This window comes from Mycobacterium sp. AMU20-3851 (genome assembly GCF_043974665.1).
Classification (GTDB): Bacteria; Actinomycetota; Actinomycetes; order Mycobacteriales; family Mycobacteriaceae; genus Mycobacterium.
The window spans coordinates 1,543,645-1,556,607 of the sequence record NZ_CP146371.1; the positions used below are offsets into that span (position 1 = coordinate 1,543,645).

General features: G+C 68.1%; 15 protein-coding genes. 9 read left to right on the forward strand and 6 right to left on the reverse strand.

Annotated elements, in window-relative coordinates; genetic code table 11:
* Window positions 1-8: 8 nt before the first annotated feature.
* Both V4U86_RS07540 and V4U86_RS07545 read left to right on the forward strand, forming a co-directional pair.
* The gene (locus V4U86_RS07540; protein ID WP_395310641.1) at window positions 9-788 is read left to right on the forward strand and encodes a FadR/GntR family transcriptional regulator; all 780 of its coding nucleotides are present in this window, start codon (window positions 9-11) and stop codon (window positions 786-788) included.
* 132 nt (window positions 789-920) lie between these two features.
* A complete protein-coding gene (locus V4U86_RS07545) occupies window positions 921-1,184 on the forward strand; it encodes a hypothetical protein (protein ID WP_395310642.1) in 264 nt (87 codons plus the stop codon).
* A 67-nt stretch (window positions 1,185-1,251) separates the two neighbouring features.
* Here V4U86_RS07545 and V4U86_RS07550 read toward each other — a convergent pair whose 3' ends face one another.
* The 3 genes from V4U86_RS07550 to V4U86_RS07560 are packed head-to-tail and all read right to left on the reverse strand — an operon-like array spanning window position 1,252 to window position 3,896.
* Entirely contained in the window at window positions 1,252-1,554 is a 303-nt protein-coding gene (locus V4U86_RS07550; RefSeq protein ID WP_395310643.1) for a hypothetical protein, read from the reverse strand.
* The gene (locus V4U86_RS07555; protein WP_395310644.1) at window positions 1,551-3,050 is read right to left on the reverse strand and encodes a class I adenylate-forming enzyme family protein; all 1,500 of its coding nucleotides are present in this window, start codon (window positions 3,048-3,050) and stop codon (window positions 1,551-1,553) included. The genes V4U86_RS07550 and V4U86_RS07555 overlap by 4 nt, the downstream gene beginning before the upstream one ends.
* A 9-nt stretch (window positions 3,051-3,059) precedes the next feature.
* Entirely contained in the window at window positions 3,060-3,896 is an 837-nt protein-coding gene (locus V4U86_RS07560) for an SDR family oxidoreductase (protein WP_395310645.1), read from the reverse strand.
* A 220-nt stretch (window positions 3,897-4,116) separates the two neighbouring features.
* Between V4U86_RS07560 and V4U86_RS07565 the strand changes: the two genes are divergently transcribed.
* From V4U86_RS07565 to V4U86_RS07580, 4 genes are read left to right on the forward strand one after another with little or no spacing between them, the layout of a single operon-like run.
* On the forward strand, window positions 4,117-5,706 hold the full coding sequence (locus tag V4U86_RS07565; protein WP_395310646.1) for a methylmalonyl-CoA mutase family protein: 1,590 nt from the start codon (window positions 4,117-4,119) through the stop codon (window positions 5,704-5,706).
* 20 nt (window positions 5,707-5,726) lie between these two features.
* Window positions 5,727-6,128 carry a cobalamin B12-binding domain-containing protein gene (locus V4U86_RS07570; protein ID WP_395310647.1) on the forward strand — a complete coding sequence of 134 codons (402 nt, stop codon included), beginning with the start codon at window positions 5,727-5,729 and terminating at the stop codon, window positions 6,126-6,128.
* Entirely contained in the window at window positions 6,125-7,081 is a 957-nt protein-coding gene (locus V4U86_RS07575; RefSeq protein WP_395310648.1) for an LLM class F420-dependent oxidoreductase, read from the forward strand. The genes V4U86_RS07570 and V4U86_RS07575 overlap by 4 nt, the downstream gene beginning before the upstream one ends.
* The gene (locus V4U86_RS07580) at window positions 7,078-8,121 is read left to right on the forward strand and encodes a CaiB/BaiF CoA transferase family protein (RefSeq protein ID WP_395310649.1); all 1,044 of its coding nucleotides are present in this window, start codon (window positions 7,078-7,080) and stop codon (window positions 8,119-8,121) included. Before V4U86_RS07575 ends, V4U86_RS07580 begins: the two co-directional genes overlap by 4 nt.
* A gap of 12 nt (window positions 8,122-8,133) precedes the next feature.
* Here the strand turns inward: V4U86_RS07580 and V4U86_RS07585 are convergent, their stop codons facing one another.
* The gene (locus V4U86_RS07585; protein ID WP_395310650.1) at window positions 8,134-8,430 is read right to left on the reverse strand and encodes a 2Fe-2S iron-sulfur cluster-binding protein; all 297 of its coding nucleotides are present in this window, start codon (window positions 8,428-8,430) and stop codon (window positions 8,134-8,136) included.
* Window positions 8,431-8,501: 71 nt separating this feature from the next.
* Here V4U86_RS07585 and V4U86_RS07590 point away from each other — a divergent pair, with 71 nt between their 5' ends.
* On the forward strand, window positions 8,502-9,923 hold the full coding sequence (locus tag V4U86_RS07590; protein WP_395310651.1) for a class I adenylate-forming enzyme family protein: 1,422 nt from the start codon (window positions 8,502-8,504) through the stop codon (window positions 9,921-9,923).
* 21 nt (window positions 9,924-9,944) lie between these two features.
* Here V4U86_RS07590 and V4U86_RS07595 read toward each other — a convergent pair whose 3' ends face one another.
* Both V4U86_RS07595 and V4U86_RS07600 read right to left on the reverse strand, forming a co-directional pair.
* Window positions 9,945-10,685, reverse strand: coding sequence for an SDR family NAD(P)-dependent oxidoreductase (locus V4U86_RS07595; protein WP_395310652.1), 741 nt, complete (start codon window positions 10,683-10,685; stop codon window positions 9,945-9,947).
* Window positions 10,682-11,446 carry an SDR family NAD(P)-dependent oxidoreductase gene (locus V4U86_RS07600; RefSeq protein ID WP_395310653.1) on the reverse strand — a complete coding sequence of 255 codons (765 nt, stop codon included), beginning with the start codon at window positions 11,444-11,446 and terminating at the stop codon, window positions 10,682-10,684. The genes V4U86_RS07595 and V4U86_RS07600 overlap by 4 nt, the downstream gene beginning before the upstream one ends.
* Before the next feature lie 140 nt (window positions 11,447-11,586).
* Between V4U86_RS07600 and V4U86_RS07605 the strand changes: the two genes are divergently transcribed.
* Window positions 11,587-12,465 carry an ArgK/MeaB family GTPase gene (locus tag V4U86_RS07605; protein ID WP_395310654.1) on the forward strand — a complete coding sequence of 293 codons (879 nt, stop codon included), beginning with the start codon at window positions 11,587-11,589 and terminating at the stop codon, window positions 12,463-12,465.
* Between the two features lie 76 nt (window positions 12,466-12,541).
* Window positions 12,542-12,955, forward strand: a complete 414-nt coding sequence (locus V4U86_RS07610) for a Zn-ribbon domain-containing OB-fold protein (RefSeq protein ID WP_395310655.1) — start codon at window positions 12,542-12,544, stop codon at window positions 12,953-12,955.
* The last annotated feature ends 8 nt before the right edge of the window (window positions 12,956-12,963 follow it).

Genomic DNA, 12,963 nt, shown 5'->3' on the forward strand with positions numbered 1-12,963 from the left:
TTTCGAGAATGAGCGCGGCCCGCCGTACCCCGCAGCACCGCATCGCCGAGACCGTCGCCGGCGAACTGCGTGACCGGATCCTGGCCGGCGCGGACCGGCTGCCCACCCAGGATCAGCTGGTCACCGAGTTCGGCGTCAGCTATCCGTCGGTCCGCGAGGCGCTGCGCATCCTGGAGACCGAGGGGCTGGTGACGGTGCGTCGGGGCAGTGTCGGTGGGGCCGAGGTGCATCGCCCCGACGAGTCGTCGGCGGCCTATCACCTCGGCCTGGCGCTACAGGGAGCGGCGGTGCCGCTGGGCGATCTGGCGGCGGGTCTGCAACTGCTCGAACCCCTGTGTGTCGCGGAGGTGGCCCGGCGCGCCGACCGGCTCAAGGTGGTGGTGCCGGTGCTCACCGGCAATGTCGACGCATCCGAAGAGGCGGTGGCCGATGGTGCGGCGTTCACGCGCATCGCCCGCGAATTCCATGATCTGGTCGTCGAGTACACCCCGAATGCGACCGTGCGCCATGTGGTCGGCAGCCTGGTGGCGCTGTGGTCGGCGCAGGAGGAGAAGTGGGCCGACTATGTCGTCGGCCGCGGTGAGTATCCGTCTCCGGCGGAGGCCCGGTCCGCGGTGCGCACCCACCGCAGGCTGGTCGAGGAGATCGCGGCAGGTGACGCCGCCGCGGCGGAACGCATCGCGCGCAAACACCTGGCCGCCACGCAATCGCTGCTGCTGGAACGCTTCACCGACGATGTGGTGCGGGCCGCGCGCGGCGCCAAGCCGCACGAGCGACGGACGTGCTGACCTGGCTGTCGACGCGATGAGGCAGATCACAGCACGACCAGGTTTACGCGGGCCGAGGCGGCGGTACACATCGGCAGTTCAGGCTGCAACGGGGCAGCCGCTTTCGTAGGTGCTCAGAAAGAGGATCGCGTAATGAATGTGAAAAAGATGATCGTCGGGGCCGCTGTCGCGGGTGGCCTTTTCATCGGCCCGTTCGCGATGGCCGGTATGGCAAGTGCGGAACCGGTTCCCGCGCCGGCGCTGCCGCCGGCAGGTCCTTCGGTGGGCACCGCGCCGGCCTGGGCGCCGCCGAAGCCGGCCGATCCGATCTGGGCCCAGGGCAACCCGCAGGTCTGGGATTCCGGCTGGAATCACTGGGGCGTCTGGATCAACGGGACGTTCGTGCCCACCTTCTGAGTTCACAAGTGCAGTGACGAAATGGCTGCTCCCGCACGGCGGGAGCAGCCATTTCGCCTTATGGAACTCAGTCGCTGGCCGGAAGCGGCTTGGCCTCCTTGATCGCCAGCGGGGTGCTCCCGATGCTCAGCGTGCCCTTGCCCGCCTTGGTCACCAGGATCTCGGCGCCGGCGTCGTCGACGTAGCGCTTACCCATCAGGTTGCCGTCGGACAGTGCGGGATCCAGCGTCAGACCCTCGGTGACCGCCTCGCCGACCGGAATCAGCGGTGCGCCACCGGCACGTAGGTCATCGAGGCCCTCGGAGGCGCGCACCACGATGACCTGGGTGTCGCAGACCTGACTCTGCAGGCGGGTGCCGTTCTTGATCATGCGGGCTCCTTTGCGGCTGAACTCAATTCGCTGACGAGATCGCGGCGCAGCACCTTGCCGGTCGCGTTGGTGGGCAGCTCGTCTCGGAAGACGACCCGGTCCGGGGTGCGGGATCCGCGCAATTGCGCCCGCACGAAATCACGCAGGTCCTCCGGTTGCGGGTCGGTACCCGCGGCCGGGACCACGACGGCGACGATGATCTGGCCCCATTCGGGGTCCTCGGGGCCGACCACGGCGCAGTCACGGACGTGCGGATGTTCGACGAGCACGTCCTCGATCTCGGCGGGTGCGATGTTCTCCCCGCCTCGGATGATGGTGTCGTCGGAGCGGCCGCCGATGTACAGGTAGCCGTGCTCGTCCAGGGTCGCCACGTCCTTGGTGGGGAACCAGCCCTCGTCGTCGAGCACCGATCCGATGCCGGTGTAGCGGCCGGAGACCTGCTCGCCGCGGACGAACAACTCGCCGGTTTCGCCTGCGCCGAGCACGGTTCCGTCCTCGCCCCGGATCTGCACCTCGATGCTGGGCACCGGTTGGCCCACCGACCCCAGCCGTTTGGCCACCGAGGCATCATCGGAGCCGAGGGCGACCCGGTGATCGTCGGGGGTGAGCACGGCGATCGTCGAACTGGTCTCGGTGAGGCCGTACGCATTGACGAATCCGACACCGGGCAATAGCTCGAGGGCCTTGCGCACCAGCGGCAGCGCCACTTTGGAGCCGCCATAGGCCAGCGTGCGCAGCGTGGGCAGGGTCGCCCCCTGCTCATCCAGCACGGTGACGATGCGGTCCAGCATGGTCGGCACCACTGTGGCCGAGGTGACGTTCTCGGTCTCGACCAACCGCACCCATTCACGGGCGTCGAACTGGGTGAGGTAAACCATCTTTCGGCCCGCGTACAGATTCGACAGTGCGGCCGACACGCCGGCGATGTGGTACGGCGGCACACAGATCAGCGCCGCGTCGCCCGGTTCGGCGGATGCGAACTCGACGGTGCCGGTGATGTAGCTGGTCAGGTTGTTGTGGGTCAGCTCAACGGCTTTCGGCGCCGATGTGGTGCCCGAGGTGAACAGCACCACGCCGACCGAGTCGGGATCCGGGAACTCGGCCGCGGGCTCGGCGTTGCGTGCCTGCGCCAGGAACTCCGCCGAGCCGATCACCCGGAATCCGTCACCGACGGCCTCGCGGTACTCATCGTCGACGACTACGATCGGGTCCGGCAGCCGGGCGATCAGGGCGCGCAGACCGTCGGCCGAGAGCCGGTAGTTCAGCGGGGTCACCGGCACCCCGGCGCGTGCCGAGGCGAACAACAGCAGCGGCAGCATCGCACCGCCGGCGCCGACGTAGGCGACATGCGCGGCGCCGGAGGCAGCCACTAGGCCGGCACCACCGTCGGCGAGTTCGCTGAGTTCTCCGGTGGTCAGGCGCAAGTCACCCGCGACGATCGCGGTCCGGTCCGGATCGGTCGAGGATGCCATTTCCAGCAGCAGCGAGATACTCATATCTGTCGATCACTCCTTGTCGACGAAGATATCCCAGATGGGATCCTCGCCACCGCCATAGCGGGACAGGTCGGTGATTCCGGCCGCCGCCAGCACGTCGGCGTCGATGTAGGTCTGCCCGTTGGCTTCCTTGGCCGGCCCGGTGAGGATCTGCACCGCGGCGTCGGCCATGATCTCCGGACTGCGCGACGAGGAGGCCAGGCTGTCGCCGTCGGCCAGGTTCGTCACCGCCGAGGTCGCGATGTAGGTCTGTGGCCACAGGCAGCTGAAGCCGATGCCGGAATCCTGGTACTCCTCGGCCCAGCCGAGCGACAACAGCGTCATGCCGTACTTGGACACCGTGTAGGTCGGGTGCGCGCCCAGCCAGTAGGGGTTCAGGTTCAGCGGCGGCGCCAGGGTGATGACGTGTGCACCGGGGGACTGCCTCAGGTGCGGCAGTGCAGCCTTGGTGAGCAGGAAGGTGCCGCGCACGTTGATGTCCATCATCAGGTCGAACTTCTTGGCGGCGAGTTGCTCGGTGGGTTCGGTGGCGATCGCACTGGCGTTGTTGATGACGATGTCGATCCCGCCGAAGGTCTGCACCGCGACGTCGACGGCCCGCTGCACGTCCTCCTCCTTGCGGACGTCGCCGACCACGGCCACCGCCTTGGCGCCGACGGCCTCGACCTCGGCCACCGCGGTGTGCACGGTGCCGGGCAGCTTGGGGTGTGGTTCGGCGGTCTTGGCCAACAGCACCACGTTGGCCCCCTGACGGGCGGCGCCTAGGGCGATGGCCAGGCCGATGCCGCGGCTGCCGCCGGACACCACCAGGGTTCGATCGGCGAGCGGCCGTTGCGCGCTGGACATACTGACTCCTCGGGCGGAAGGGGTCTTGCTTCCCCTGATGGTATTGGCATTCTCATTTTCAGCAAGTGTCATACTCGCTCATGTCCAGCGACGACGCGCCAGCGGGGGTTCGGCGAGGGATGGTCGCTAGCCATTTTGAGGCCTGCCTTAGCTCATCTGGGTGCATGTTTCCCGCGTGCGGTATTGGCATTCTCATTTTTTGCAAGTACGTTATCCAGTGATGAACGACCAAAGCGACCCCCGGGTAACGACTCCCTCTGGCATCCCGCTGGCTCCCGTGTACGGTCCCGCCGACCGCGCGGGCGACCCGCCCGCGCCCGGTGACTATCCGTTCACCCGCGGCAACTTCGCGTCCGGCTATCGGGGCAAGACCTGGACCTTCCGGCAATACTCCGGGTTCGGCACGGCCGAGGAGTCCAATCAGCGCTACCGGTACCTGCTGGACCAGGGCGGGACCGGGCTGAGCGTGGCCCTGGACCTGCCGACCCAGTGCGGCTATGACTCCGATGATCCCGAGTACGGCGAGGAGGTCGGTCGCGTCGGCGTCGCCGTCGATACGCTCGCCGACGCCGAGATCCTGTTCGACGGCATCCCGCTGGACAAGATCAGCACCAGCTTCACCATCAACGGCACCGCGGCCATCCTGCTCGCGTTCTACGTGGCCGCCGCGGAGAAGAAGGGTGTACCGCGGGAGAAGCTCACCGGCACCATCCAGAACGACATCCTCAAGGAGTACGCGTCGCGCGGCACCTGGATCTGGCCGCCCGAACCGTCCCTGCGGCTGATCGCCGACACCATCGAGTTCTGTGCCGCCGAGGTGCCGCGGTTCAACGCGATCTCGGTGGCCGGTGCGCACTTCCGCGACGCCGGTGCCAACGCGGTCCAGGAGATGGCGTTCACGCTGGCCGATGGGGTCACCTACTGCGACACCGTGGTCGAGCGCGGCCGGATGACGATCGACAAGTTCGCCCCGCAGATCTCGTTCTTCTTCTACACCCACGGTGACTTCTTCGAGGAGATCGCCAAGTACCGCGCGGGACGCCGGCGCTGGGCCACCATCGTGCGGGAACGCTACGGCGCCACCTCGGACAAGGCCGCGATGTTCCGGTTCGGGTGTGTGTCGGGCGGAGCGTCGCTGTACGCACCGCAGGCGCAGAACAACCTGGTCCGGGTCGCCTACGAGGCGCTGGCCTCGGTGCTCGGCGGGGTGCAGTCGATGTTCACCGCAGCCTGGGACGAGCCGTTCGCGCTGCCCAGCGAGGAGTCCGCGACCCTGGCCCTGCGGACCCAGCAGATCCTGGCCTATGAGACCGGCGTGACCAAAGTGGCCGACCCGCTGGGTGGTTCCTACTTCGTCGAGGCGCTCACCGACGCCACCGAGGAGAAGATCGTCGAGATCATGCGCGATCTCGAGGAGCACGGCGGCATGGTGCGCTGTATCGAGGACGGCTACCTGCAAGGTTTGATCGCCGACGAGGCGTACAAGATCCATCAGGAGGTGGAGTCCGGGGAGCGCCCCGTCGTCGGGGTGAACAAGTTCGTCGTCGACGAACCGGCACCCGATCTGGCCACCTACGAACTCGATGCCGAGGGGCGCGACAAGCAGCTCGCGCGGCTGGCGAACGTCAAGGCCGAGCGCGACGACGTCGCAGTGAAAGAGGCGCTGGCCGCGTTGTCCCGGGCCGCCGAAGGTGACGACAACCTGATGCACAAGCTGATCGACTGCGCCAACGCGTACTGCACGGTGGGCGAGATGGTGTCCGCGCTCAAGGCCGTCTGGGGCGAGTTCCAGCAGCCGGTCGTCTTCTAGAAGGGGAGTGTTTCTCGCACATGGCCACACGAGTACTCGTCGCCAAACCCGGCCTGGACGGCCACGACCGGGGCGCCAAGATCGTCGCGCGCACCCTGCGTGACGCCGGCTTCGAGGTCATCTACACCGGTATCCGTCAGCGCATCGAGGACATCGTGTCCATCGCGCTGCAGGAAGACGTTGCCCTGGTGGGTCTTTCGATCCTGTCCGGTGCACACGTCGCGATGACCCAGCGGACGGTGGACGCCCTGCGGGCCGCCGACGCCGGTGACATCGCGGTGGTGGTCGGCGGCACCATCCCCGAGTCCGATGTGCAGAAGCTGCTGGACGCCGGTGCGGCGGCGGTGTTCCCGACCGGGACGGCGCTGGACACCCTGGTCACCGAGGTGCGCGCACTGACGGAAAAGGTGGACCAGCAATGAGACTGGGCGTGATGATCGGGGCCGAACGCGGCGATATGTCCCGCAAGGTCAAGAAGCTGATCTCCGACATCGAGTGGGCGGACTCGGCCGGGCTGGCCACCGCGTGGATGCCGCAGGTACCCGACGATTTCGACCTGCTGACGATGGTCGCGCTGATGGCCTCGCACAGCACCCGGATCGAACTCGGCACCGCCGTGGTGCCGCTGCAGGCTCAGCACCCGATCGCGCTGGCCCGCCAAGCACTTTCGGTGCACGCCGTCTCGAGCGGCCGGTTGGCTCTCGGTGTGGGACCGTCGCACCACTGGATCATCCGCGACATGCTGGGCCTGCCCTATGACAAGCCGGCCGCCTACACCCGCGACTATCTGCAGGTGCTCAACGCGGCGATCGCCGGCCCGGGCCCGGTGGATGTGGAGAACGACACCTTCACCGTGCACAACCCGACCGCGCTCGCCGCCGAGACGCCGATGCCGGTGCTGGTCGCCGCGCTGGGCCCGGTGATGCTGCAGATCGCCGGTGAGCACGCCGACGGCACCTCGCTGTGGATGGCCGACGAGAAGGCCATCGGAGAACACATCGCGCCGAAGATCAACAAGGCCGCCGCCGATGCCGGCAAGCCGGCGCCGCGCATAGTGGCCGGCATCCCGGTGACGCTGTGCGCCAACTCCGAGATCGAGGAGGCCAAGGACCGGGCCAACCGGATCCTGGCCGAGGCCGAGACCTCCCCGAACTATCAGCGCCTGCTCGACCGCGGTGACGCACGCACCGTCGGCGATCTGTGCGCCGCCGGTGACGAGGAGTCGATCCTGAAGCGGTTCAAGGCCTTCGCCGATGCCGGCGTCACCGATCTGTCGGTCCGGTTGCTGCCGATCGGGGACAACCGCGACGAGCTGATCGCGTCGAAGTACCGGACCCGTGAGGTGATCGCGGAACTCGCCAAGCAGGTGTCGTGACCCCGGGGCCGCTGGCGGGTATCCGGGTCATCGAGGTCGGCGTGATGCTGGCCGGGCCGTATGCCACCATGCTGCTGGCCGATCTGGGCGCCGAGGTGATCAAGGTCGAGCCGCCCGGCGGTGAGATCTCCCGGCAGGTCAGCGATAGCTACTTCGCGAGCCTCAACCGCAACAAGCGCAGTGTCTGCCTGGACCTGGCTTCGGAGGCGGGCCGTGCCGAACTCGGTGCGCTGGTGGCAGATTCGCATGCGTTGCTGGTCAACATGAAGCCGTCGGCGATCAAGAAGTTGGGCCTGACGTACGAGAATCTGCGCCGGTACAACGAGAAGATCGTCTGCGTGGCGCTGACCGGGTACGGGCTGCACGGCGGGGACGACCCGGCTTTCGACTACGTGATCCAGGCGGCAACCGGCGTGGCGGCGATGACCGGTGACCCGGATGCCCCGCCCACCTTGCCCGGCTACTCGGCCGCCGACAACTCCACCGGTCTGACCGCGGCACTGGGGTTGCTCGCCAAGATCGTCTCGGGCCACGGTGGCCAGGTGGACGTGAGCCTGCGCGACGTCATGCTCTCGCAGTTGAACTACCGTGCGGCCGCGTATCTCAACGACGGGGCCGAACCGCGCCGCTACCCGTACGGGGCGCACTCGTATTACGTGCCGGCGCAACTCTTCCCGACCGCCGACGGCCACCTGGCGCTGTTCATCACGCACGATGGCTTCTGGCGGTCCTTCGCCGGGGAAGCCGGCATCACCGGGTTCGAGACGATGGCCGAGCGGGCCGCGCGCCGGGAGGAACTCCTGGCGTTGGTGTTCGCGGCGCTGGCCGGTGACAGTGCGGTGAACTGGGAGGCTCGCCTGAAACCGTTGGGGATCCCGGCGGCCGCGGTGCGTTCCCTACCCGAGGCGCTGGAGGACACCCCGGAGATGGTGGTGACCGCCGGCGACTTCCGGCTGGTGGCCAGTCCCATCAAGGTCGAGGGTTATCGGCCGCAGTACCGCCCGGCGCCGGTCTTCGAGAACCAGCCGACCGCCGGTTGATCGGCCTCGTAGTTAATCGTCGTAGTTGACCGTCAGCGGGCCCGGGTCCGGGATTGCCTGACAGGTCAGCACGTAGCCCTCTTCGACCTCGTCGTCATCGAGTGCGTCGTTGACCCGCATGGTGGCACTGCCCTCGGTGAGCTTCGCGATACAGGTGCCGCAGTTGCCCGCTTCGCAGGCGAACGGCGGGGTCAGTCCGGCGCGGCGTGCCGTCTCCAGTAGCGTGTCGCCGGCGACCGGCAGCGTCGTGGTGCTGGCGCCGTCGAGCACGATGGTCACTTCGTCGGCGGGCACTGGTTCGGCCGTCATCACATCTCCCGGGCATCGTATTCTGGCAAAAAGAGAATATCATTCTCCGTTGGGGATAGGGTAGGGGGCTGATGATGGCACAAGATCGCCCGGTCCTCGCGTTCGAGGATCGCGAATACACCCTGGCCGAGCTCGACGCCCTGACCAGCGGGATGGCCGCCACCCTGGCGGCTCGCGGGGTGACCGTCGGCGACCGGGTCGTATTGATGTCGTCGAACCGGCCCGAATTCGTCATCGCCCTGCGCGCCATCTGGCGGGTCGGGGCCGCGGTCGTGCTGGTCAGCTCGGCGTGGAAGCGGGCCGAGGTCGCGCATGCGCTGGCGCTGACGAACCCGGTCCTGGGGGTCGGCGACGCACCTCTGCTCGCCGAACTGCTCCCGACGCTGCACCTCGACGAGCCGATCACGCCGGCAGACGGCGCCTGGCCTCCGGCGCCGCCGGAGGCCGATGCGTTGTTCGTCTTCAGCTCCGGCACCACCGGGATGCCCAAGGCCGTCCGGCACACCCACGCCGGGTTCGCCGCGGCGGTGCGGCACTGGCGCACCGCGCTGGGGCTTACCGCCGAGGACCGAATGCAGATCATGACGCCGCCGTCACACATCCTGGGGCTGCTCAACATCGCCACCATCCTGGACACCGGGGCGTGGATGCGGCTGCACCCCCGGTTCGACATCGACCGGATGCTGACCCACATCCAGCACGACCGGATCACCATCGAGATGGCGGTCGCCCCCATCGCGTTGGCGATCGCCGCGCATCCGGAGTTGGAGCGCTACGACCTGTCCTCGCTGCGCTACATCATGTGGTGTGCCACGCCGGTCACCCCGAGCGTGGCCGACGCCGTCACCGAGCGGGTTGGGGTGCAGTGGGTTTCGGCTTATGGCGCCAGCGAGCTTCCGGTGATCGCGTGCTGCCCGATCGGTGACGCACGGCTGGACACGGTGGGCAAACCGGTGCCCGGGGTGCAGGTGCGCATCGCTGCCGACGGGGAGATCCAGGTGCGATCGGAGTCGGCGATGGTCGGCTACCTGCCCGAGGAGAACACCCCCGCGGCATTCGAGGAGGGCTGGTACCGCACCGGCGATATCGGCCACCTGGACGACGAGGGCTGGTTGCGGATCACCGACCGGCTCAAGGAGATGATCAAGGTTCGCGGGTTCCAGGTGGCCCCGGCCGAGGTGGAGGCGGTGCTGCACGGACACCCGGCGGTCACCGACTGCGCGGTGTTCGGGGTTCCCGACGGCGCCGACGGTGAAGCGGTCATCGCTGCGGTGACGGTCGCCGAGCCGGTGGCCGAGCAGGAGCTGATCGCCCTGGTGGGCGAGCGGCTTTCGTCGTACAAGCGGCCCCGCCGGGTGATCGTCGTCGACGCGATCCCGCGGTTGCCATCGGGCAAGGTGCTGCGCCGACTGTTGCGCGACGAGTTCGCGCGAGCCGCGGACACCTTCCACTCGCGAGCAGACGCCAATGGCCGCGAAAACCCCGAAAAATGAGGCCATTCGCGTCTGCTCGCGTTAGAAGGTGAGTTCCTCGGAGCGCTGCACGGTCCCGGTGACGCCCCCGGCGTCCTGTCCGGCCAGAAGCACCGCCGCCCGGCCCATCGCCTCGGGCGGTTCCACCATCTCCGGGGGGATCTCGACGCCCATGCCCCCGGCTTGCCAGCCCTCGGTGAGCACCACCCGCGACGGGCTCAGGCAGTTCACCGCGATGTTGTCGGGCTTGAGATCCTGTGCCAGGCCCAGGTACAGCCGCTCGGCGGCGGCCTTGGACACCCAGTAGGCATTGGCGCCCGGCATCCCGACCCCGGTGGTGGTGATGGCAATCAGTGAGCCGCCACCGCGTGCCCGGACGTGCGGGATGACGGCCTTGGTCACCAGGAACACCCCGGTGAGGTTGACGTCCAGGCACAGTTGCCAGCGCTTGAGCGGGGTCGTCTCGATCGGTCCGAGCCACAGCACGCCCGCATTGGCGACCAGGATGTCGATGCCGCCGAACTCCGAAACCGCTGTGGCTACCCCGTTTTCGACCGACGATTCGTCGGTGACGTCACACGCGACGGCGAGCGCGGTGCCACCCTGGGCGCGGATCGAGTCCGCCACCTCACCGATGGTGCCGGGCAGCTTGCCCTCTTGTTCGGAGCGGGCCGCGACCGCGACGGAGGCGCCGGCGGCCGCCAGCGCGTGGGCGATGGTCGCCCCGATACCGCGGCTGGCGCCGGCGACGAACGCCGTCTTGCCCTCGAGTGTCCGAGTCACTTCGGCGGGAACCGCAGCGCTCCGTCGAGGCGGATGATCTCGCCGTTGAGGTAGTCGTTCTCGATGATGCTCTGGGCCAACTGGGCGTACTCGGTCGAGCGCCCCATCCGCTTGGGGAACGGAATCTGCGGCGACCAGTACTGCTCCAGTTGATCGGCGGCCTTGCCGTAGGCCGGGGTGTTGATGGTGCCGGGTGCGATGGTGTTGACCCGAATGCCCAACGGGGACAGGTCACGAGCGGCGACCAGGGTCATCCCGAGCACACCTCCTTTGGCGGCGGCGTAGGGCAACTGGCCGATCTGGCCCTCGTATCCGGCGATGGAGGCGGTGTTGACGATGACGCCGCGGGCGCCGTCGGCCAGCGGTTCGGTGCGGGCGATCGCCGCGGCGGCCAGGCGCAGCACGTTGAACACCGCGGTCAGGTAGAACTTGATGGTCGTCTCGAAGCCGTCCAGGGCCAGCGGTGATCCGTCCTTGCCGATCAGTCGGCCGCCGGCGGCGGGGCCACCGTGGGTGTCCACCGAGATGCGCAGCGGGGCAAGGGCTTCGGCTTCGGCGATGGCGGCGTTGACGGACTCCTCGGAAGTGGCGTCGGTGCGGACGTAGCGCACGCCGAGTTCGTCGGCGAGCTTGGGCCCCTTCTCGTCGGCGAGGTCGGCGATGACGACCTTGGCCCCGGCCGCGTGCAGTCGGCGGACGGTCGCTTCGCCCAGTCCTCCCGCGCCACCGACGACCAGTGCGGAGCTACCGGCGATGTCCATTTACTGCCTCCTTGCAACTAAGACTCTCTGCAGGGGAGAATAGCATTCTCATACCCGTCTGAGAGGGGCAGTTCCGATGCCAGAGGCCGTGATCGTCGCCCGGTACGCGAATTGCCCGGGCGGCCCTAGGGTCTGAACCGATGGACATCGATGAACTCCTGAAAGCCGCCCGCGGCGGCTCGGTCCGGGCCGTCGGCAGGCTGTTGAGCCTGGTCGAGAGCGACCGCCGCGACGAGGTCCTCGCCGCACTGCCGGCGGGGGCCGTGCGTACCGTCGGTATCACCGGTCCGCCTGGGGCCGGAAAATCGACCACGGTCGCGGTGCTGGTGGCGGCGTACCGGTCCGCCGGCCTGCGGGTGGCGGTACTGGCCGTGGACCCGTCCTCGCCGTACAGCGGGGGAGCCCTGCTGGGGGACCGGATCCGGATGGCCGCACACATCAACGACCCCGACGTACTGATCCGGTCGGTGGCCACCCGCGGGCACCTGGGCGGGCTGGCCGCCGCGGTGCCGGCCGCGATCCGGCTGCTCGCCGCCCTGCGGTACGACGTCGTCGTGCTGGAAACGGTGGGCGTGGGCCAGTCGGAGATCGAGATCGCCGCAGTGGCGGATCCCACGGTGGCCATCCTCAATCCCGGTGCCGGCGATGCGATCCAGGCCGCCAAGGCCGGTCTGCTGGAGATCGCCGACATCATCGTGGTCAACAAGGCCGACCGCGAGGGTGCGGACCAGACCGCCAGGGATCTGCACATCGAGACCGGGCTGCCGATCCTCAAACTCATCGCTGCCCAGGGCACCGGGATCGACGATCTGGTCGGGGCCATCGATGCCCATCACCGGACCGACTCCGCCGAACGCCGGGCCATCCGGGCGCGGCTGCAGATCCTGTCGTTGGCCCAGAGTGCGCTGCAGGCCCATCCCGGTCTGGCCGAACTGGCCGCCGCGGTGGCCGACGGTGACCTCGACGTGTACTCGGCGACCGCCCGATTGCTGGACGGAGCGCAGGTCAAACCTCAATGAGAATATGGTTTCCAGTTACCAGAAATGTTATTGTACGAATTCGTTAATGAATTCTTCCTGGTAGCCGAGGAGCCTGATGCAGAAGGCGCTTGCCCCCGAGATCTCCACCTGGCCCGATGAGAACCCCCAGCTCATCGGCAGCCAGTGCGGTGCCTGTTCCGCGACGACATTCCCGCGTCAGCAGCACTGCCCCAAGTGCAGCAAGGCCGAGATGTCGGACCTGCTGCTGCCCAGGCGCGGCACCGTCATCGCCTGGACCACGCAGGGATTCCCGCCCGGGGCGCCGTACGCCGGCCCCACCGGAAAGGACTTCGAGCCGTTCGGGGTCGGACTCGTGCAACTCGGTGACCTGATCCGCGTCGAAGGCCGGCTCACCGAGAACGATCCCGCCAAGCTGAAGTTCGGCATGGAGGTCGAGCTGACCATGGAGCCGTTCGCCACCGATGCCGAGGGCGACGAGCTCGTCACCTTCTGGTTCAAGCCGGTCTAGAGAGGCTG

Coding starts and splice junctions, on each gene's coding strand:
- V4U86_RS07540 (WP_395310641.1), top strand. CDS start 9: ATGAGCGCGGCCCGCCGTACCCCGCAGCACCGCATCGCCGAGACCGTC.
- V4U86_RS07545 (WP_395310642.1), top strand. CDS start 921: ATGAATGTGAAAAAGATGATCGTCGGGGCCGCTGTCGCGGGTGGCCTT.
- V4U86_RS07550 (WP_395310643.1), bottom strand. CDS start 1,554: ATGATCAAGAACGGCACCCGCCTGCAGAGTCAGGTCTGCGACACCCAG.
- V4U86_RS07555 (WP_395310644.1), bottom strand. CDS start 3,050: ATGAGTATCTCGCTGCTGCTGGAAATGGCATCCTCGACCGATCCGGAC.
- V4U86_RS07560 (WP_395310645.1), bottom strand. CDS start 3,896: ATGTCCAGCGCGCAACGGCCGCTCGCCGATCGAACCCTGGTGGTGTCC.
- V4U86_RS07565 (WP_395310646.1), top strand. CDS start 4,117: ATGAACGACCAAAGCGACCCCCGGGTAACGACTCCCTCTGGCATCCCG.
- V4U86_RS07570 (WP_395310647.1), top strand. CDS start 5,727: ATGGCCACACGAGTACTCGTCGCCAAACCCGGCCTGGACGGCCACGAC.
- V4U86_RS07575 (WP_395310648.1), top strand. CDS start 6,125: ATGAGACTGGGCGTGATGATCGGGGCCGAACGCGGCGATATGTCCCGC.
- V4U86_RS07585 (WP_395310650.1), bottom strand. CDS start 8,430: ATGACGGCCGAACCAGTGCCCGCCGACGAAGTGACCATCGTGCTCGAC.
- V4U86_RS07590 (WP_395310651.1), top strand. CDS start 8,502: ATGATGGCACAAGATCGCCCGGTCCTCGCGTTCGAGGATCGCGAATAC.
- V4U86_RS07600 (WP_395310653.1), bottom strand. CDS start 11,446: ATGGACATCGCCGGTAGCTCCGCACTGGTCGTCGGTGGCGCGGGAGGA.
- V4U86_RS07605 (WP_395310654.1), top strand. CDS start 11,587: ATGGACATCGATGAACTCCTGAAAGCCGCCCGCGGCGGCTCGGTCCGG.
- V4U86_RS07610 (WP_395310655.1), top strand. CDS start 12,542: ATGCAGAAGGCGCTTGCCCCCGAGATCTCCACCTGGCCCGATGAGAAC.